Source organism: Streptomyces sp. NPDC046821 (assembly GCF_040645335.1).
In the GTDB taxonomy this organism is placed as follows: domain Bacteria; phylum Actinomycetota; class Actinomycetes; order Streptomycetales; family Streptomycetaceae; genus Streptomyces.
The window spans coordinates 1-20,346 of record NZ_JBEYYB010000008.1 but is presented as its reverse complement, the minus strand read 5'-3'; the positions used below and the strand labels follow the sequence as shown (position 1 = coordinate 20,346).

The 20,346-nt window shown below is 70.2% G+C and carries 14 protein-coding genes; 7 read left to right on the top strand and 7 right to left on the bottom strand.

Features of this window, described 5'->3' with window-relative positions; all coding sequences use genetic code 11:
- Window positions 1–178: 178 nt before the first annotated feature.
- The gene (locus ABZ893_RS17155) at window positions 179–3,496 is read right to left on the bottom strand and encodes a S8 family serine peptidase (protein WP_361403654.1); all 3,318 of its coding nucleotides are present in this window, start codon (window positions 3,494–3,496) and stop codon (window positions 179–181) included.
- A 229-nt stretch (window positions 3,497–3,725) separates the two neighbouring features.
- Between ABZ893_RS17155 and ABZ893_RS17150 the strand changes: the two genes are divergently transcribed.
- From ABZ893_RS17150 to ABZ893_RS17140, 3 genes are all read left to right on the top strand, one after another.
- Window positions 3,726–4,175: an NUDIX hydrolase gene (locus tag ABZ893_RS17150; RefSeq protein WP_361403652.1), complete on the top strand. Its 450-nt coding sequence runs from the start codon at window positions 3,726–3,728 to the stop codon at window positions 4,173–4,175.
- Window positions 4,176–4,419: 244 nt separating this feature from the next.
- On the top strand, window positions 4,420–6,198 hold the full coding sequence (locus tag ABZ893_RS17145) for a TIGR03767 family metallophosphoesterase (RefSeq protein WP_361403649.1): 1,779 nt from the start codon (window positions 4,420–4,422) through the stop codon (window positions 6,196–6,198).
- Window positions 6,199–6,303: 105 nt separating this feature from the next.
- The gene (locus tag ABZ893_RS17140) at window positions 6,304–7,461 is read left to right on the top strand and encodes a serine hydrolase domain-containing protein (protein WP_361403646.1); all 1,158 of its coding nucleotides are present in this window, start codon (window positions 6,304–6,306) and stop codon (window positions 7,459–7,461) included.
- A gap of 15 nt (window positions 7,462–7,476) precedes the next feature.
- Here ABZ893_RS17140 and ABZ893_RS17135 read toward each other — a convergent pair whose 3' ends face one another.
- Both ABZ893_RS17135 and pepN read right to left on the bottom strand, forming a co-directional pair.
- Window positions 7,477–8,565, bottom strand: coding sequence for a hypothetical protein (locus ABZ893_RS17135; protein WP_361403643.1), 1,089 nt, complete (start codon window positions 8,563–8,565; stop codon window positions 7,477–7,479).
- A 211-nt stretch (window positions 8,566–8,776) separates the two neighbouring features.
- Window positions 8,777–11,356, bottom strand: coding sequence for an aminopeptidase N (gene pepN / locus ABZ893_RS17130; protein WP_361403640.1), 2,580 nt, complete (start codon window positions 11,354–11,356; stop codon window positions 8,777–8,779).
- A 154-nt stretch (window positions 11,357–11,510) separates the two neighbouring features.
- Between pepN and ABZ893_RS17125 the strand changes: the two genes are divergently transcribed.
- Window positions 11,511–12,140 (top strand): DsbA family protein, encoded by a 630-nt coding sequence (locus ABZ893_RS17125; protein ID WP_361403637.1) that lies wholly within the window; start codon window positions 11,511–11,513, stop codon window positions 12,138–12,140.
- 1 nt (window position 12,141) lies between these two features.
- Here the strand turns inward: ABZ893_RS17125 and ABZ893_RS17120 are convergent, their stop codons facing one another.
- Window positions 12,142–12,363, bottom strand: a complete 222-nt coding sequence (locus ABZ893_RS17120) for a hypothetical protein (RefSeq protein ID WP_361403634.1) — start codon at window positions 12,361–12,363, stop codon at window positions 12,142–12,144.
- Between the two features lie 253 nt (window positions 12,364–12,616).
- Here ABZ893_RS17120 and ABZ893_RS17115 point away from each other — a divergent pair, with 253 nt between their 5' ends.
- Window positions 12,617–13,867 carry a transposase gene (locus tag ABZ893_RS17115; RefSeq protein ID WP_361403632.1) on the top strand — a complete coding sequence of 417 codons (1,251 nt, stop codon included), beginning with the start codon at window positions 12,617–12,619 and terminating at the stop codon, window positions 13,865–13,867.
- A gap of 203 nt (window positions 13,868–14,070) precedes the next feature.
- Here the strand turns inward: ABZ893_RS17115 and ABZ893_RS17110 are convergent, their stop codons facing one another.
- Both ABZ893_RS17110 and ABZ893_RS17105 read right to left on the bottom strand, forming a co-directional pair.
- Window positions 14,071–15,534 carry an amino acid permease gene (locus ABZ893_RS17110; RefSeq protein WP_361403629.1) on the bottom strand — a complete coding sequence of 488 codons (1,464 nt, stop codon included), beginning with the start codon at window positions 15,532–15,534 and terminating at the stop codon, window positions 14,071–14,073.
- A 116-nt stretch (window positions 15,535–15,650) separates the two neighbouring features.
- On the bottom strand, window positions 15,651–17,078 hold the full coding sequence (locus tag ABZ893_RS17105; protein ID WP_361403626.1) for an amino acid permease: 1,428 nt from the start codon (window positions 17,076–17,078) through the stop codon (window positions 15,651–15,653).
- Between the two features lie 262 nt (window positions 17,079–17,340).
- Here ABZ893_RS17105 and ABZ893_RS17100 point away from each other — a divergent pair, with 262 nt between their 5' ends.
- Entirely contained in the window at window positions 17,341–17,919 is a 579-nt protein-coding gene (locus ABZ893_RS17100) for a biotin transporter BioY (RefSeq protein ID WP_361403623.1), read from the top strand.
- A gap of 86 nt (window positions 17,920–18,005) precedes the next feature.
- On the opposite strand, the gene ABZ893_RS17095 is transcribed toward ABZ893_RS17100, so the two are convergent.
- Window positions 18,006–19,469, bottom strand: coding sequence for an amino acid permease (locus ABZ893_RS17095; RefSeq protein ID WP_361403621.1), 1,464 nt, complete (start codon window positions 19,467–19,469; stop codon window positions 18,006–18,008).
- 161 nt (window positions 19,470–19,630) lie between these two features.
- Between ABZ893_RS17095 and ABZ893_RS17090 the strand changes: the two genes are divergently transcribed.
- On the top strand, window positions 19,631–20,116 hold the full coding sequence (locus ABZ893_RS17090) for a ribose-5-phosphate isomerase (protein ID WP_361403618.1): 486 nt from the start codon (window positions 19,631–19,633) through the stop codon (window positions 20,114–20,116).
- The last annotated feature ends 230 nt before the right edge of the window (window positions 20,117–20,346 follow it).

Genomic DNA, 20,346 nt, shown 5'->3' with positions numbered 1-20,346 from the left:
CGGCGAAGGCCCGCCCATGACGAAGGCCCACGCACGACGCGGGCCGGCGCATGACGCGAGCCCACGCATGACCAAGGCCCGCCGACGGCGCAGGCCCACCCATGACCAAGCCCCGCCGACGGCGAAGGGCGGGCGCCCCATCGGACGCCCGCCCCACTCGTCACTCACTCCGTAACCGCTACGGCGTGACCTTGTCGATCTTCACGCTGCCGAGTCCGGCGACCGTGCCGTTCCCGTTCAGGAGCCGCACCTCGCCGAAGAACTCGCGGCCCTCCGGAGCCGGCGCCGCGGCGACGACCTCGGCCGTGACCTGCGTGGACGCACCGCTGGCGAGCTGCACGGCCTGCGCCTCGTCGACCTTGACCTGGCCGAGCGCGGAGGAGAAGTACACGTCGCGGTAGTCGTAGTCCGTCGAACCGGACGGGACCGAGTAACCGTCGACCACGACCGTGTAGGTACCGGCGGCCGGGTTCTTGATGCTGACCGCTTCCTCGGAGTCGCCGTCGGCCGACTGCGCGACCTTCTTGCCGGACGCGTCGTAGACCGCGAGGTCCAGGTCGGAGGCCGTGTCGGAGACGTTGCCGATGGCGACGTCCAGACGGTCGGCACCGGCCGGGACCTCGACCGTGGTGGTCTGCTTCTCGCCCTGCTTGATGGCCGGGCGCGTGGTCTTCGACGAGCCGAGCGGACCGCCCTGGAGCTTGCCGTCGAGCGCGGCGAACGCGTTGTTCACCTTCCAGGAGACGGCGGCCGGGGTGCCGACCTTCGCCTCGGCGACCGTCTGCACGGCCGGGTCGAAGGCGGCGCCGAGCACGGCGACGTCCAGCTTGTACGGGTTGTCCAGGTCGGGCGACGTACGGCGGGACTCGACCTCGATCTCCCACACGCCGGCCTGCGGGTCCGCGTACGACCGGAGGTCGGGGCGGCAGGTGTTGGCCGGGTTGTAGTGCGGGTAGCAGCTCGGCGTGCCCGTGTCGTCGACCGGGACGCCGTACGGGTGGATCGAGATGAAGCGGGTCTGGCTCTGGTCCTTCAGGCCGCTCATCTTGACCTCGAGCGACTTGGCGCCCGCCGGGACCGTCACGAAGTACGACTTCGTGCTGTTGCGCTGCACGGATCCGGAGTCCGAGAAGGTGTACGACGGCTTCGCCAGCGGCGGGGCCACGACGACGGTCGCCATGATCTGCTGGTCGACGCCCTCGGTGCTCGGGTCGTCCACCTGCAGGATCGCGCTGCGCAGGCCGGCCGACGCCGGCTTCGCCTGCACCTTGACGGTGACCGGCTTGTTCAGCGGCAGGTTCACCGAGGTGCTGCCGAGGATGCGGAACGTGTCGCCCGAGTTGTTCTTGAGGGACAGCTCGTGACGGACGGCGCCGGCCGGGCCCGACGTACGGGTGACGGTGACGTCGTAGTTCTTGGTCTGGCCGGCCTTGAGGCCGCCCTCGCGGTCGTAGATGCCGGTGCCGAAGCCCGGGTCCTTGAGCGCGAAGTCGATCGCGGTGTCGACCGGGGCCTTCACCGTGTACGTGTGGGCGCTCGCGCCGTCCTTGATCGACTTCCACGCGTCGACGATGTCGATGAGGCCGGAGCCCTCGGCGTACGCCTGCTCACCCGGGATGTGCTTGGCCGTCGAGGTGAGCGCGGTGCGCAGCTTCGCCGGGGTGAGGTCGATGTGCTTCTGCTTGGCGGCCGACAGCAGCAGGGCGGAGGCGCCCGTGGCCTGCGGGGACGCCATCGAGGTGCCCTGGAGCATCGAGTAGCCGGCCGGCAGCGAGTAGCCCGACTCGGCGACCGGGGAGCCCGGCAGCCAGGTCTGCGTGGAGTTGATCGCGGCGCCGGGCGCGCTGATCGTCGGCGTGAAGCCGCCGTCCTCACGCGGGCCGCGCGACGAGAACGGCATCATCGCGTACGGCTTCTCGACGCCGGAGCCGTAGTTGGACGCCCACGTCTCCTTGGAGATCGCGGCGCCGACGGAGATGACCTTGTCCGCGAGGCCGGGGTCGCCGATCGTGTTGGCGCCGGGGCCGGAGTTGCCCGCGGAGATCACGAGCTGGACGCCGTAGGTGTCGATGAGGCGCTTGTAGAGCTCGGCGCGCGCGTTGTTGCCGTCGTTCAGGGCGGGCAGACCGCCGATCGACATGTTGACGATGTCGACGCCGCGGTTGGCGACGAGGTCGATCATGCCTTCGGTGAGCGCGATGTTGGTGCAGCCGCCGCTCCACGTGCAGGCACGCGACGAGACGAGCTTCGCGCCGGGCGCGGCACCGTTCATCTTGCCGCCGAACAGGCTGTTCGCGGCGGTGATGCCCGCGACGTGCGTGCCGTGCTCGGACTCGATGACGCCGATGTTGACGAAGTCGGCCTTCTTGCCGACCCAGTCGCCGCCGTACGGGTCCATCGGGACGTCCTTGCGGACCTCCACGACGAACGGGACGCGCTCGACGACGTCGGTCGCCGGGTTGTCCGTCCCGAAGTACCCGACCTGGTAGCCGTCCTTGTACGGCTTCATCGGGGTGTCGTCGGTGAAGTCCGCGTTGTTGTTCAGGTCGACGGTGACCGTGCCGGCCTTCGCGTCGTAGAGGACGGCCCAGGAGTCGGTCGTGTCGCCGTCGCGGTTCAGGTCGCCGTTGGCGTCGCCGCCGATGCTGGCGGACTCGCGGAACGTCGCGACCTCGTACGAGCCCTCGGGGGCCTTGAAGGTGCGCCCGCCGTACGTGAACGTCGGGCCGGCCACCGGGGTGACCATCGCGCGCCAGGTGGCGTCGCCGTCGACGATCGGGTCGGTCGCGGTGACCCAGTCGACGATCTTGCGCTCGCCGGTGGTGGTCTTCTGGAGCGCCGGGTGGCCGAGGTCCACACCGGAGTCGAGGATGCCGATCGTGACGCCGCGGCCGTCGGCCTTCGGGTTGTCCTTCACGAAGTCGACGGCGCCCGTCTCGAAGGACGGGTTGTACGGGTTCTTCGCCGGGGTGTCCTTGCCGGGGGCGGCGTACGTGCCCGGGGCCGCCTCCTTGGCGCCCTTGGCGGTGTCACCGGCCGGGGTCGGGTCGTCCAGTTCGATCTCGTGGCGCAGGTCGATGCCGTGCACGGAGGAGAGCTTCTCGGCGGCCTTGATCGCCGCCTCCGCCCGTGCGGTCGGCACGGTGGCGCGGACGTAGCCGAGCTTGTCGTAGGTCCGGCCGACGGAGCCGCCCTTGACGGCGCCGAGCTGGCGGGCGACCTGCGCGGTCTCGCCGGGGGCGGTCGCGACCATCATGGTCACGTTCTTCTCGTGCGTCGCCTGCGCCTCGCTCAGGAGCTGGGCGTCGGCCGAACCGAGCTTGTCGCCACCGGACTTGACCGGCGCGTCGGCGGACGGAGTGGTGTCCGTGTCCGCGGAGAAGGCCATGGGTATCGGCCCGGCTGCGGTGAGCGCTGCGACGAGGCCGGCGGCGGCCGCGAGCCGTGCCGCCCGTCTCGCTCCGGATATCGGCGCGCGCTGGGGATCGTTGGTCATCAGCATCCCTGTACGTAAAAGGATCGGAAAGGATCCGGAAAATTCGGTGCCGGATGACCGGTCAGCTTTACGTAAGTGACCACTGTTTGGGGAGAGTTGCCCGTGGCGTGAACAGGCCATGGCGGACATCCGCCATACGTCATCGCGGACAAGCCGGTGGATAGCCGGATGATCCAGGGAAGCCGCCGGACTCCGTGCGCGGCACAGCCATTGGTTCTAGCGTCTGCCTGTGCACAAAGAGCTGAGGGTGGCGGCGTACGCCGTCTGCGTACGGGACGGTCAGGTGCTGCTCGCCCGCTGGGTGGCCGGCGACGGCAGCAGGCGCTGGACGCTGCCGGGAGGCGGCATGGACCACGGCGAGGACCCGTATGACACCGTGATCCGCGAACTCGACGAGGAGACAGGCTACGCGGTCGAGCCGGTCGCCCTGCTCGGTGTGCACTCCGTCCAGCGGCGCTACCCGCGCGAGAACGGCGGCCTCGCCGACTTCCACGGCGTGCGCCTCGTCTACGAGGGCCGCGTCACCGGCGGCACCCTGCGCCCCGAGGAGAACGGCTCCACCGACCTCGCCGCCTGGCACCCCCTCGACGACGTGCGCCGTCTGTCCCGCGTCGAACTCGTCGACGTCGGCCTCCAGATGTGGCGCGAGCGGCCACCGGCGGGGCGCGTCCTGGCATGAAAGACGGGCCCGCGTTCTTCCCCGAAAGGTGAACGGGGAGTGACCGGCTCCCCTCCGGTGCGCGAGGCGTGCGTGACCGTGCGGAGGGCCGGTGATCCACGTGGCGCGATCGGCGCCGCCTGTTGCGGCCTCGTTAACGCGCAGGTCATTCCCGATGCCAACGATCCGGTACGAGCGGGGAGTTCTGCCACGGCGGACGCCCCGCGACCACTGCCGACGCGTTCGCACTCGGGGAGGCCGCGCCATGCCGCGCCTACGCTCTGTCGCCGACACCGCTGCTTCAGCAACCGCCGCCAAGGCCACCGCCGTCGTCTCGGCGCTCGACCGCCGCACGTTCCTCGCCGCGTCCGGAGCCGTCTCGCTGACGGCCGGGATCGGCTACGCACTCGGCCCCGGCACGGGCACCGCCGCCGCGGGCCCCGCCCCGGTCCCCGTCTCGCGCCGGGCGCCCGCCGCCCCGCTCGCCCCCTACACACGCGGCACCACCCTCGCCTCCGTCGCCGCCGCCCCGGACGGCACGGGCTACCGCCGCCTCGGCGACGGCCCCGCCTGGCAGCGCGTCGTCCGCTCCGACCTCGCCCCCGCCAAGTCCGGGCGCGAGAACCGCCGTACCGCGCTCGCCGCCTTCGTCCAGTTCACCGACCTGCACCTGGTCGACGTACAGCACCCCCTGCGTTACGAGTACCTGCGGGCGCAGACGGCGAGTGCGTGGCGGCCGCAGGAGGCGCTGTCGGTCGCGGGTGCCGTGTCGCTCGTGGAGCGGGTCAACTCGCTGCGCGGCGCGCCGGTCACCGCGTCGCCCCTGCACTTCGTGATGACCACGGGCGACAACACGGACAACAACTCGCGGGCGGAACTCGACTGGTTCCTCAAGGCGATGAGCGGCGGCCGCATCACCCCGAACACCGGCGACCCGCGCCGCTACGAGGGCGTGCAGGACAGCGGCCTCACGCTGTACTGGCAGCCGGACGCCGCCCTGCGCGACGCCGACAAGCAGCTCGGCTTCCCCCGCGTCCCCGGCTTCCTCGACGCCGCGATCGGCGAGCTGCGCAGCCCCGGCCTGAACGTGCCCTGGTACTCCACCGTCGGCAACCACGACGCCCTGTCCGGCGGCTGCTACGCGCCGGGCGACTCCTTCTTCGCCGAGTTCGCCGTGGGCGGCAAGAAGCTCATGGAGCTGCCGGCTGCCGAGGCCAAGGCGATCTGGGGCAACGTGAAGAAGGGCGGCGACCCCCGGGGCAAGGCCTTCGAGGAGCTTCTCAAGTCCCAGGTCCGCCACATGCGTTCGGTCACCCCCGACGAGCGCCGCGCCCCCTTCACCCCGGCCGAGTACCTCAAGGCCCACCTCGACCCCGCCCACACCGGACCCGGCCCCCATGGCCACGGCTACACCCAGGCCAACGTCGACGCGGGCACCCAGTACTACTCCTTCCGCGTCTCGGACGACGTCATCGGCATCAGCCTCGACACCACCGACCCCGGCGGCCACTACGAGGGCTCCCTGGGCGCGGCCCAGCTCGACTGGCTGGAGCGGACCCTCAAGCTCCACCAGGACGCGTACGTCCTGGTCTTCAGCCACCACACCAGCAAGACCATGCGCAATCTGAACAAGGACCCGCACCGGTCGGGCGAGACCCGGCATGGCGGGGACGAGGTCGTCGCGCTGCTCGGCCGCCACCGGAACGTCCTGGCCTGGATCAACGGCCACAGCCACAAGAACGACATCACCCCGCACACGAGCCCCGAAGGCCGCACGTTCTGGGAGATCTCGACCGCCTCCCACGTCGACTTCCCGCAGCTGGCCCGCATCATCGAGGTCACCGACAACCACGACGGCACGGTCTCCCTGTTCACCACGCTCATCGAGTCCGCCGCCCCGCACCGCACCGACTTCGCCGACCTCACCCAGACCGGACTCGCCGCCCTCTACCGCGAGCTGTCCTTCAACGCCCCCGGCTCCCGCGCCACGCTCTCCGGCACCCCGGGCGACCGCAACACGGAGCTCGTCCTCCGAAAGGGCTGATTCGCGCTCAACCGGCTGACACCCCTCAACCCTCCCCCTCGATGCCCGGGTCCCCCAGGTCGACAGCGGCACTCAGCCGCCCGACGGCGAAGAGGGAGACACGGGATGTCAGTGCGTACCGGCCTGGTGGGCGCGGCTGTGGTGGTGTCGGTGACGGCGGGGGCGCTCGCGTCGTCACCCGCCCTGGCCGACGCCCCCGACAGGGCAGGACACGGGGCGACCCGGCAGGCCATGGACGCCGTCGTCGCGGCGGGCGTGCCCGGGGTGACGGCGTCGGCGACGGACAAGTACGGGACCTGGAAGGGCAGTTCGGGCGTGGGTGACCTGCGGACGAACACCCCGCGCGGCGACCGGGACCGGTTCCGCGCCGGCAGCATCACCAAGACGTTCGTCGCGACCGTGCTCCTCCAGCTGGAGGCCGAGGGCCGGATCGACCTGGACGACCCGGTCGACCACTGGCTCCCCGGCGTCGTCACCGGCCACGGCCACGACGGCCGCGAGATCACCGTCCGGATGCTCCTCAACCACACCAGCGGCGTCTACGACTACACGTCGGACAAGGACTTCCAGGCGACCGTCTTCGGCCGCGACGGCTTCCTGAAACACCGCTACGACACCTGGACCCCCGCCGAACTCGTGCGGATCGCCATGTCCCACAAACCCGACTTCGCGCCCGGCACGTCCTGGAGCTACTCCAACACCAACTACGTCCTCGCCGGCATGGTCGTCGGCAAGGTGACCGGCCACTCCTACGCCGACGAGATCCGCCGCCGCGTCATCGCCCCGCTCCACCTGCGCGCCACCACCCTCCCCGGCACCACCGCGACCATGCCATCCCCCTCGTCCCGCGCCTACAGCAAGTTCCCCGACGACCCGGCCGCGAAGACGTACGACGTCACCGAGCTCAACCCGAGCATCGCGGGCGCGGCAGGCGAGCTGATCACCGACTCGGCGGACCTGACGCGGTTCTACTCGGCGCTCCTCGGCGGCCGGCTGCTGCCCGCCGCGCAGCTCGCCGAGATGAAGGCGACCGTCCCCGTGCCGGTGAAGAAGGGTGAGCCGGAGGTCGGCTACGGCCTCGCCCTGACGCGGACGAAGCTCAGCTGCGGCACGGTCGTCTGGGGCCACAACGGCGAGATCCACGGCTCCACCTCGGGGGCCGTGACCACGGCCGACGGCCGCCATTCCCTGGCGTTCAACTTCAACGGCGACTGGACGGGCGACGGCCGGGCCGTCGTCGAGGCCGAGTACTGCCCGAAGTGAACCGCCCGGACGCGCTCAGTGCGGGAGGACCATCACGTACGCTGCCGGGTCGCGGTCCGCGGACGCCATCAGGGCGGTCCGGACGACGGTCGCCTGGAGGTCGGGGGACTCGCGCAGCTTGCGCGGGGTGAGGTGGACGACCGTGATGCCGAGGCGCTCCAGGTGCTCGCGCTTGCGGGCGTGCTCCGACCACTCCAGGCCGGCGCTGTCCTGCTGGGACTCGGCGCGCAGGCTGTGCCGGGGCGCCCGCGTGTCCAGTTCCACGGCGACGGCCTGGTCGGGCCAGTACGCGTCGACGCCCCCGAGTTGCGGGCCGCCGGGCAGCCGCAGGTCCACGTTCCACAGCGGCTCCGGCAGCGCGTGCTCGCGCACCATCGCGTACAGCCGGTCCTCGGCGATGGCCCGCCCCTCGGCGAGCAGCGAGTCAACGGCGTCCACGACGTGCGGGCGGGCGAGCAGCTTCGCCTGGTTCAACTCCCTTACCGCCGCGGCGGGTTCGCAGTGTCCGCCTCTGACGGCCTCGGTGAGCAGTCGGCGTACCGGGCCGGACTCGGAGAGCTGGGCGACGGCGTCCGCGAGGGCCCGCGCCACCGGCGCCACCGGAACTCCCCCGATCAGCTGCGGGGTCGGCAGGCTGCAACTGCGCACGAGCCGGGCGAAACCGGTCGAGCGCAGGCGGCGGGTGCGCGGCACCATGACGTCGATCCGGTCGAGGGAGAGCAGCGGGGGAGCGGACGCGAAGCGGTGCAGGGTGAGGGCGGCGAGGCCGGTGATCATCGCGTTGGCGTACGGGGTGCGCTGTGCCGGCGGGGAGTGCGGCTCGCCCTGGGCGGCCTGCGTCGGCACGCTCGCCACGGCGCGGATCTGGGGGCGGCCCGCGTAGAGGAGGGCCGCGTGCAGGCGCTCGTCGGCGGTGGGCGGGCCCGGGTGCAGGAGGTAGACGCCGGGCAGGAGTTGCTGCCAGGGGCCGCCGGGCCTGCACTGCTCGTTCAGGGCGGCGGCGCCTACTCCGTGGCCCTTGAGCTGGGCGGCGCTCAGCACGCGCTGCCGGCTCTCGGCGAGGTGCTGGAGAGGGCGGGGAGACAGGGGGGTGTTGTGGTTCATGACCGGGCCATTCCCGGAGCCGAACCCTCCGCTAACCGCTGTTACACGCTCGTCGACGAAACGGGACAAGCCCGTCCTAAAGTACGGGCGTTCGACTGCCGAGTTGGACAGGCGCCACAACGGGTTACGGCCGGAAGTACCCGCGTTCGGTAACTCCCGGCCGTATCCGCTCTGTTGTGCCCCAAGGGACTACTAAGGGACTACTACGGGGCTACTTCTCCGCCGCCGCGTCGCACGCCTGTGCCCGCAGCGCACGCGCCAGGTCGTCGCGCGCCTCCAGGACGAGACGGCGCAGCGCCGGGGCGGAGCCCTCGTGCGACTCCAGCCACGCGTCGGTCGCGTCCAGCGTCTCCTGCGAGTCCTGGAGCGACGGGAACAGGCCCCGCACGACGTCCATGCCGATCTGGATGGACCGCTCCTGCCACACGCGCTCGATCGCCGCGAAGTACTTCTCCGCGTAGGGCGCGGTCAGTTCACGCTGCGACGGCTGCTGGAAGCCCGCGATCGTCGCCTCCACGAGCGCGTTCGACAGCGCGTCCGACTCGACGACCTGCGCCCAGGCCTGCGCCTTCACCGCGGCCGACGGACGCGCCGCGAGGCAGCGCACCTGGTGCCGCTTGCCCGACGCGGTGTCGTCACGGGCCAGTTCGGCGGCCAGCACCGACTCGTCGGCGGCCGCGTGCGCGGCGAGCGGCTCAAGGAACGACCAGCGCATCTCCTGGTCCACGTCGAGCCCGTCGATCTTCTCGGTGCCGTCGAGCAGACCCCGGAGCAGCTGGAGGTCGGGCTCGGCGGAGGCGACGGAGGCGAAGAACCGGGCCCACGTCAGCTGGTGCTGGCTGCCCGGCTCGGCCGCCCGCAGCTCCCGCAGCGCGCCCTCGGCGAGCAGCCGCCCGCCCTCGGCACGCCACTCGGGCGCCGCGTAACGGGTGAGCGCGGAACCGGCCCACGCGTGCAGCATCTGCAGCACGCCGATGTCGCTCTCGCGCCCGGCGAACCGCAGGACGAGGGCGGCGAAGTCACGGGTCGGCAGCAGCCCGTCCCGCGTCAGGCTCCACAGCGCCGACCAGCACAGGGCGCGCGCCAGCGGGTCCGTGATCGAGCCGAGGTGCTCGCGCAGCGTGGCCAGCGAGTTCTCGTCGAAGCGGATCTTGCAGTACGTCAGGTCGTCGTCGTTGACGAGGACCAGCTCGGGCGCCTCGGCCCCGGCCAGCTCGCCCACCACGGTCCGCGGCCCGTCCACGTCGACCTCGGCACGCGCGTACCGCACGAGCGAACCGTCGGCGCCCTCGCGCCGGTAGAGGCCCACGGCGACGCGGTGCGGCCGCAGTTCGGGGTGCGAGGCGGCGGCCTCCTGCACGACGGCCAGCTCGGCGATCCGGCCCTCGGCGTCCGAAGTCACCTGCGGGGTCAGGGAGTTGACGCCCGCGGTCTGGAGCCACGCCCGCGACCACGCCGCCATGTCACGCCCGGACGTCTCCTCCAGGACGGACAGCAGGTCGCCGAGCCGCGTGTTCCCGTACGCGTGCCGCTTGAAGTAGCGGCGCGACCCTTCGAGGAACGCGTCACGGCCGACGTACGCGACGAGCTGCTTGAGGACGCTCGCGCCCTTCGCGTACGTGATCCCGTCGAAGTTGAGCTTGGCGTCCTCCAGGTCACGGATGTCGGCCGTGACCGGGTGCGTGGAGGGCAGCTGGTCGGCGCGGTACGCCCACGCCTTGCGGTTGTTGGCGAACGTGATCCAGCCGTTGGTGAACCGGGTCGCCTCGACCATCGAGAACGTCCCCATGAAGTCGGCGAACGACTCCTTCAGCCACAGGTCGTCCCACCACTGCATGGTCACGAGGTCGCCGAACCACATGTGCGCCATCTCGTGCAGGACGACGTTCGCCCGCCGCTCGTACGACGCCTGCGTCACCTTGCCGCGGAAGATGAACTCCTCGCGGAACGTGACACACCCCGGGTTCTCCATCGCCCCGAGGTTGTACTCCGGCACGAACGCCTGGTCGTACTTCCCGAAGGGGTACGGGTAGTCGAAGTGGTCGTGGAAGAAGTCGAGGCCCTGCTTCGTCACCAGGAACACGTCGTCCGCGTCGAAGTGCCGGGCGAGCCCCTTGCGGCACAGCGCGCCGAGCGGGATCTCCAGCGTCGAACCGTCCTCGAACGTCCGGCTGTAGGAGTCCGTCACGTAGTGGTACGGGCCCGCGACGACCGCCGTGATGTACGTCGAGATCGGCTTCGTCTCGGCGAACTTCCAGACGCCGTCGGTGAGTTCACCCACCCCGTTCGACCAGACCGTCCAGCCCTCGGGCGCCTGCACGGCGAACCGGTACGGCGCCTTGAGGTCGGGCTGCTCGAAGTTCGCGTACACGCGCCGCGAGTCGGCCGGCTCGTACTGCGTGTAGAGGTAGACCTCGCCGTCCTCGGGGTCGACGAAGCGGTGCATCCCCTCGCCCGTGCGGCTGTAGGCGCACTGGGCGTCGACCACCAGCTCGTTCTCCGCGGCCAGGCCGTTGAGCGCGATCCGCGTCCCGTCGAAGACGGCCGCAGTGTCGAGGTCCTCGCCGTTGAGCGTCACCGCGTTCACGGAGGGCGCGATCAGGTCCACGAAGGTGGCGGCGCCGGGCTCGGCCCGGAAGCGGATCGTCGTCACCGAGCGGAACGTCCGGGGCCCCTCGCCCTCGGCCTCGCCGACCGCCGACCGCAGGTCCAGCCGGACCTCGTACCCGTCGACGGACAGCAGGCCCGCCCGCTCGTGGGCCTCTTCGCGCGAAAGGTTCTCTCCGGGCACGGGCGGCACTCCCTTGTGACTCGACTGGTAGCACTTGTGGTGCGAACACGGCCGATCCTGCCATGTGGGTCTGACCACGCCCAGCGCGGGAATTGCGGGGGCGCGCGGGGCGTTGGTCCACATAGGCAACGTCCCGGACGACACGAGGAGATCCATGTCCGAGAAGACCCCCGTCGACTTCTGGTTCGACCCCATGTGCCCCTGGGCCTGGATGACCTCACGGTGGATTCTCGAAGTGGAGAAGATCCGCGACATCGAGGTGCGCTGGCACGTGATGAGCCTCGCCGTGCTCAACGAGGACAAGTACGACGAGATCCCGCCGGAGTACCAGGAGATGCTGAGCCAGGCCTGGGGCCCGGTCCGCGTCGCCATCGCCGCCGAGCAGGAGCACGGCTCCGAGGTCCTCGGCGCGCTCTACACCGAGCTCGGCACCCGCATCCACAACCGCGGCGAGGGCCCCACGAAGGAAGCGGTCAAGGGCGCCCTCGAAGCGGCGAACCTGCCCGTCACCCTCCTCGATCACTGGGACGAGACCCCGTACGACGACCGGCTGCGCGCCTCCCACCAGGAAGGCATCGACAAGGTCGGCGAGGACGTCGGCACGCCCGTCATCGCGGTCCCGGGCGCGGACGGCGAGCAGATCGCGTTCTTCGGCCCGGTCGTCACCCCGGCCCCCAAGGGCGAGGAGGCCGGCAAGCTGTGGGACGGCACGCTGCTCGTCGCCTCGGTCCCGGGCTTCTACGAGATCAAGCGGACGCGTACGGCGGGGCCCAGCTTCGAGTGACTTAGTCTTCGTCGAAGTCTTCGGGGAGGGTCGTGCCCTTGCTCTGGTTCAGGTGGTGCTGGATCCTCCGGCATTTGCCGTCGTTGCCCTGACAGCGCCAGTAGCCGTCGACGTCGGCCCGCTTCAGCCGCTCGTCGTTCTTCAGCAGGTACTCCTTCTCCTTCTCGGTGGCGGGACGGAAGTGCTGCAGAGGGCCCTTGCAGTTGCGGCAGTGCTTGGACATCGGCATAAGGGCACGATCCTCCGGAATCCCCCATACCGACAGACCCCCGTGAGCCACGTGCTCACGGGGGTCTGTTTTTTCACCCGCCCGCCCGCGTGAAGGGTGAGAAGACGATCACGAGGCGGGACGCCGAGCTAAGGACTGGCGTGACGGAGAGGTGAAATGCGAACAGGCAGCCTAGTGATCCCTGGATCTGTTGAATGGGATGGCAAGTTAGTCAATCCGTCCGATGGTCGCACTAGCGTCTTGGTCCATGAAGCTCATGGTGCAGGTGAAGCTGCTGCCGACGCCGGTTCAGGCGGCGGCGCTTGAGGCGACCCTGCGCGCATGCAATGAGGCTGCCACTTGGGTGGGAGAAGTGGCGTTCGAACGGCGTGCGTTCAAGAACTTCGACCTGCGACGACATACCTACGGTGTGGTCAAGGAACGGTGGGGGTTGGGGGCGCAGGCCGCCCAGCATGTCATCAAGAAGGCAGCGGACGCCTATCGCGCGCTGGGCGCCGACCTGAAGCGCGGTTGGCTTGGTCCGCGAGGCTCGGCCCGTCCTGGCCGGACCGTTGGCGAGCCGCTCACCTTCCGCCCGCAGGCTGCTCAGCCGTACGACGACCGGATGCTGTCCTGGCAGACAGCTGCGCGCACCGTGTCTATCTGGACCGTCGGCGGACGGATGAAGGGTGTGGCGTTCACCTCCGGCCCGAACCAGCTCAAGACGCTGGCCTTGTATCGCCAGGGCGAGTCGGATCTCGTGTGCCGCGACGGCGCCTGGTACTTGCTGGCTACGTGTGAGGTGCCCGAGACTCCGGCGAACACTGATCCGTTGGACTTCCTCGGCGTCGACTTGGGGATCGTGAACATCGCCACCACCAGCGACGGCCGGATCATGGCAGGGCGGCAGCTGAACCGACTGAGGTCGCGGGACCGGAGGCTGCGGATCAAGCTGCAAAAGAAGAACACCAAGTCTGCCGCCCGGCGCGCTATGCGGCGGCGCCGCAAGGAATCTCGGCGGGCCAGAGACATCAACCACAAGATCGCGAAACATATCGTGGCCGAGGCAGAACGCACCTCGCGCGGCATTGCCCTGGAGGACTTGACGGGCATTCGCGCGAGGGTACGGCTTCGCAAGCCCCAACGGGTCACGCTCCATTCCTGGGCCTTTGCCCAGCTCGGGGAGTTCATCGCGTACAAGGCCCGAAAGGCAGGGGTGCCGGTGGTGCGCGTCGACCCCGCGTACACCTCCCGCACCTGCGCCGAATGCGGCCACGTCGACAAGGCGAACCGGGTCTCCCAGGCCCGATTCGTATGCCGGTCGTGCGGATTCGTTGATCACGCCGACCGGAACGGCTCCCGCAACATCCGCGCTCGTGCGCGGGAGTTGTGGCGACGCGGGGCCCTGTCAGCGGCCCCTGCCCTCCCGTCCCCCGGGCGGAGGGCTGAACGCGGGCAACGCATCACCTCCAGTGATGCCGAGTTCCGCAAGCTCGTCCCATTGGTGGCAGGCAGTTGACGAAGCGTGTAAATGGCCATGTCCGAGCCCTCCAACTGCGTACCGCGCGTCTTATTGCAACTAATGTGCAAGTGCAGGCTAGCAGCAACAAGATCGGGTGCCGCGTGAAGGGCCGGGGTGATGGGCGCACGCGAAGGACCCCCGGGCCGGATGGCTCGGGGGTCCTCGGAGTCGATCGCGCTGAAGATCAGCCGCGCTGAAGGTCAGTCCTGCGGAGCGACCTGCTTCTTCTCGGCGGCCTTCTGGCGGATGTAACCCGTGACCGCGAGGATCAGGGTCAGGCCGCCCGTGTAAAGGAGCTGGTCGCGGGTGCCGGCCTCGCGGGCCATCAGGACGAAGACGCCGGCCATGGCGACGAGCGCCACGATCGTGAGGTACGGGAACGCCCACATCCGCACGACCAGCTTCTCCGGAGCCTCACGCTCCAGGCGGCGGCGCAGGATCAGCTGCGAGGCGGCGATGAAGAACCAGACGACGAGGATGATCGCGCCGATGGTGTTGAGCAGCCACACGAAGACGTCCTCCGGGCGCCAGTAGCTCAGCAGCACGCACACGAAGCCGAAGACCGACGAGGTCAGGACGGCGACGCGCGGCACACCGCCGGAGACCGCGCCGAGCGCCTTCGGGCCGAGGCCCCGCGAGACCAGCGAACCGGCCATGCGGGAGGCGCCGTAGATGTTGGCGTTCATCGCCGAGAGCAGCGCGACGAGCACGACGACGTTCATGATCTGGCCGGCGCCCGGGATGCCCAGGTAGTCCAGCGTGGCGACGTACGGGCCCTTGGTCGGGATCTCCTTGGCCGTCCAGGGGAGGAGCGCCACGACGACGGCCATCGAGCCGACGTAGAAGATGCCGATGCGCCACATCGCGGTGCGGACGGCCTTCACGACGCCCTGCACGGGGTGCTCGGACTCGGCGGCGGCGATGGTGACGGTCTCCAGACCGCCGTACGCGAACACGGAGGCGAGCAGGCCGACGATGAGGCCCTGGGTGCCGTTCGGCATGAAGCCGCCGTGGCCCGTGAGGTTGGACATGCCGGGGGCGTCGGTGCCGGGCAGGACGCCCAGGATCGCCAGGACGCCGATGACCAGGAAGAGCGCGATCGCGCCGACCTTCAGGGCGGCGAACCAGAACTCGAACTCACCGAAGTTCTTCACGGCGGCGAGGTTCGTACCGCAGAACAGCAGCATGAACAGGGCGACCCACGCCCACTCCGGGACACCCGGCACCCAGCCGTGCACGATGCCCGCCGCGCCGAGGCCCTCGAGGCCGACGGCGACGCAGAGCAGGAACCAGAACGACCAGCCCGCCGTGAAACCGGCCCACGAGCCGATCGCCCGCTCGGAGTGCACCGAGAAGGAACCGGACGAGGGGTACGCGGCCGACATCTCGCCCAGCATCCGCATCACGAGCATGACGAGCGCGCCCGAGATCGCGTACGCGAGGATGATCGACGGTCCCGCCGCCGCGATGGCCGTGCCGGAGCCCACGAAGAGGCCGGCGCCGATCACGCCGCCGAGCGCGATCATCGAGAGGTGGCGCTGCTTCAGGCCTTGGGAGAGCGGCGAGTCGAGCGCGGACGCCGACGCGTCGGCCGGGGCCTGCGCGTCGACCTGCGCGTCGACCGTGGAGGAGTCGGCAGGCGACTGCGACGACGTCCGAGACATGGATGTGCCCTGTTCATTAGCTGAGACGGGGGAAAGGCCCACAGTGTGAGCAGCGGCACCGGCTACAGGGAACCGTTGACCGGTATACGGACACGACGCTCACACATCGTGAAGGCTCAGCCACGCCGCGCGCGCAGTTCCCGCACTCCCGCGAAGGCCAGGACGACGGCCGTCGCACCGGCCGACCACAGGAGCTGCGGACGGGCCGAGTCGTCGGTCAGCATCAGCCCGATCACCGCCGCGATGGCCGCGAGCGTCACCCACGTCAGCCACGGGAACCCCCACATCCGCAGCACGAGCCGCTCCGGCGCCTCCAGCTCGATGCGCCGCCGCAGCCGCAGTTGCGACGCGGCGATCAGTGCCCACACGAACAGCAGCACCGCGCCGACCGAGTTGAGCATGTAGAGGAAGACCGAGTCCGGCCACTTCAGATTGAGCAGCACCGACACGAACCCGAACGCGACCGACGCGAGCACCGCCCGGCGCGGCACGCCCCCGCCGCTCACCTTGAGCAGTGCCTGCGGGGCCTCCCGGCGCTCGGCCAGCGAGAAGATCATGCGCGACGCCCCGTAGAGGTTCGCGTTCAGCGCCGAGAGCAGCGCCACGAACACCACGATGTTCATGATCTGGGCGGCGGACGGCACCCCGATCGCGTCAAGCACGGTGACGTACGGGCTGGCGCCCGGCTTCTGCTCGGTCCAGGGCAGTACGGCCACGATGACGGCCATCGAGCCGACGTAGAAGAAGAGGATGCGGTAGACCGCGCTGCGCACCGCCCGGGAGACCGCGCGCGCCGGGTCGTCGGACTCGGCGGCGGCGATCGTCACGACCTCCAGGCCGCCGAACGCGAACACCACGGCGAGCACACCGGAGATGACGCCCTGCCAGCCGTGCGGCAGGAAACCGCCGCGCCCGGTCAGGTTGGTGAGGCCGACCGGGTCGGTGTCGGGCAGCAGGCCGAAGACCGCGAGCGTGCCGAGGATCAGGAACGCGACGATCGCGAAGACCTTCAGGGTGGCGAACCAGAACTCGAACTCGCCGAAGTTCTTCACGGACGTCAGGTTCGCCCCGGTGAAGACCAGCATGAACACCAGGACCCACGCCCACTGCGGCACGCCCGGCACCCAGCCGTTCGCGATCCGCGCCGCGCCCGTCGCCTCCACAGCGAGGACGACGACCAGCATGAACCAGTACAGCCAGCCCGCGCTGAACCCGGCCCAGCGGCCCAGCGCCCGCTCGGCGTGCACCGAGAACGAACCCGACGCCGGCATCGCCGCCGACATCTCGCCGAGCATCCGCATCACGCACATCGCGAGCGCGCCCGCGATGAGGTACGAGACGACGATGCCGGGACCCGCGACCGCGATCCCGGCACCCGAGCCGACGAAGAGGCCCGCGCCGATGACCCCGCCGAGGCCGAGCATCGTGAGGTGACGCTGCGTCAGCCCGCCGCCGAGGGGCTCGGGCGCGGAGTCGAGAGGTGAGGGTGCGGACGAGGGGGCGGAGCCGAGCCGTTCCGGTTCCGACGGGCGCTGGTCGTGCATGGAGTTCGGACCGCCTCGGGGCTCGCTCGGGTTTGGCAGGAACCTACAGTCTCTCCGGCCCCTGCCCCCGGGCGCAAAACGGGCCGATTCGTGGCCTGCCCCAGTGACGAGCGTCACCCCGACCCGGGGTTCGACGGAGCCCTTTGTGCGGACCCCACCAACACCCGCCGCCCCCCTTTGTCGACCAGTGACCGTGAACGCGGATCGGCCGCTGGGATAGCGTCACGGAGTCCTGAACTGCCCTTAACCCTGCGGAGTCCCGATGAGTACGGCTGCCGTCTCCACCCGCCCCGGCAAGGTCCTGGCCGACCTGCTCCCCGCCTCGCGGACGCGTGACATCGCGCTCGTGCTCGGCGGCGCCGCCCTCACCGGCATCGCGGCCCAGATCGCCGTGCCCGTGCCGGGCTCGCCGGTCCCCGTCACCGGGCAGACCTTCGCCGCGCTCCTCGTCGGCACCGCGCTCGGCGCCCGCCGCGGCTTCCTGTCGCTCGCGCTGTACGCGCTCGTCGGCATGGCCGGCGTGCCGTGGTTCGCGCAGGGCACCTCCGGCGCGGGCGGCGCGTCCTTCGGTTACGTCCTCGGGATGCTGCTCGCCTCGACCGTCGTCGGCGCGCTCGCCCGGCGCGGCGGCGACCGCTCGGTCCTGCGCACCGCGGGCACGATGGTCCTCGGCTCCGCGGTCATCTACGCCGTCGGCGTCCCCTACCTCGCGGCCGTGACCGGCATGACGCTGACGCAGGCGGTCGCCGCGGGCGTCGTCCCGTTCCTCATCGGCGACGCCCTGAAGGCGGCCCTGGCGATGGGCGTCCTGCCCACGGCGTGGAAGCTCGCCGACAAGTAATTCGCCGACAAGTAATCGGCCTCGTACGCCGTCTGCCCCCTCCGGGAGATCCCGGAGGGGGCAGACGTTTTCTTACGTACGGGCGGTCACGCGGCGGCCGTCCGCCGCTTCCGCACCTGCTCACGCACAAGTGCGAAGCCGACCACGAGGGCCGCCACGAGCAGCGACAGGACGACCTGTTCGCGGCCCGCGTCGTCGGTGAGCATGTAGACGAGGACGAACGAGATCATCGCGATCGTGGCCCACGTCAGATACGGGAAGAGCCACATCTTCACGACGAGCTTCTCGGGCTGCTCGCGCAGGATCATCCCGCGCATCCTCAGCTGCGTGAAGCAGATGACGAGCCAGACGAAGAGGGCGACGGCACCGGACGAGTTCAGCAGGAAGTTGAAGACGGTGGTCGGCCACTGGTAGTTGAACCACACGGCGAGGAACCCGAAGACGACCGACCCGAGGATCGCGGCCTGCGGCACGCCGCGCGCACTGGTCCTGGCGAACGCCTTGGGCGCGTCCCCGCGCTGACCGAGCGAGAAGGCCATGCGGGAGGCCGTGTAGAGGCCGGAGTTGAGACAGGACAGGACGGCAGTGAGCACGATGACGTTCATGACCTCACCGGCGTGCGGGATGCCGATCGAGTTCAGCGCGGCGACGTACGAACCGTCCTTGGCGATCGACTTGTCGTTCCACGGAAGCAGCGTGAGGACGACGAAGATCGAGCCGAGGTAGAAGACGCCGATACGCCAGATCACGCTGTTCGTGGCCTTGGTGACGGCACGCTGCGGGTCCTCGGACTCACCGGCGGCGAGCGTGACGATCTCGCTGCCCATGAAGGAGAAGACGACCATCAGGACGCCGGTGAGGATCGACCCGGCGCCGTTGGGCATGAACCCGCCCGCGTCCGTGAGATGGCCGAGCCCGTTGCCGGGGTTGTGCGAACCGGGCAGCACACCGAACACGGCGAGCAGACCGATGATGACGAACGCGCCGATCGCGACGACCTTGATCCCGGCGAACCAGAACTCGAACTCGCCGTAGGAGGCGACGGAGGCCAGGTTGGTCGCGGTCAGGACGACCATCACGATGAGGGCCCAGGCCCACTGGGGGACGGCCGGTACCCAGCCGTTGAGGATGACGGCGCCGGCGGTGGCCTCGACGGCCAGTACGACGACCCAGAAGAACCAGTACAGCCAGCCGATGGAGAAGCCGGCCCAGCGGCCGAGGGCCTGGTCGGCGTAGGCGGAGAAGGAGCCGGAGGACGGCCGGGCGGCGGCCATCTCGCCGAGCATCCGCATCACCATCACGACCATCGCGCCGACGAGGGCGTAGGAGACGAGGATGGCGGGACCGGCCTTGGCGATGCCGGAACCGGAGCCGACGAAGAGGCCGGCGCCGATGACGCCACCGATGGCGATCATCGAGAGGTGCCGGTTCTTGAGTCCGGCCTTGAGCCCGTCGGGACCGTTGGCGTCGGTCGAACCGTTCTCGGGCTGTGAATCTCCAGGATTACGGGGCGCCTGGTCGGCCTGCGCAAGATGTGGCTGCGAGGTCATGGACGAATCCTTAGGTCTCGGGTCACGAGCCCAGGCATTGAACCCACGGATCTTCGCGCTACGGAAGAGTTGATTCACGATCGTGATTTTCGCCGCGTTGCCGTGGGGCCCGCCCGACCCGACCGAGCCGTACCGCGCCGGGACATGCCACACTCGGACCCATGCGCGTGTACCTCGGCTCGGATCATGCCGGCTACGAACTCAAGAACCACCTGGTCGAATGGCTCAAGGCCCACGGCCACGAGCCCGTCGACTGCGGGCCTCACATCTATGACGCCCAGGACGACTACCCCCCGTTCTGCCTCCGTGCGGCGGAGAAGACGGCGGCGGACCCGGACGCCCTCGGCATCGTGATCGGCGGCTCCGGCAACGGTGAGCAGATCGCCGCGAACAAGGTGAAGGGCGTCCGTGCGGCCCTCGCCTGGAGCGAGCAGACGGCAGCCCTCGGCCGCGAGCACAACAACGCGAACGTGGTCTCCATCGGCGGCCGTATGCACACCCAGGAAGAGGCGACGAAGTTCGTCGAGATCTTCCTGGCCACCCCGTACTCCGGCGAGCCCCGCCACACGCGCCGCATCGAGATGCTGTCGCGTTACGAGGAGACGGGCGAACTCCCCGCGATCCCGGCCCACCACCCGCAGGGCTAGTCAGGCTCCGCTCTGCGCCGGGCGCCAGGGCTGGTTCATTCCAGCCTCTCCGGCTGGCTGTTTCAGCCCCTCCGGCGATTGAGGAGCGGGGTCTGGGGCGGAGCCCCAGGACTTTCGGGAAGGGGGGGGGGGGGGGGGGAAAACCCCCCCCCCCCCCCCCCCCCCCCCCCCCCCCCCAAACACCCCCCCCCCCCCCCGCGCCCCCCACCCCCCCCCCCCCCCCACCACCA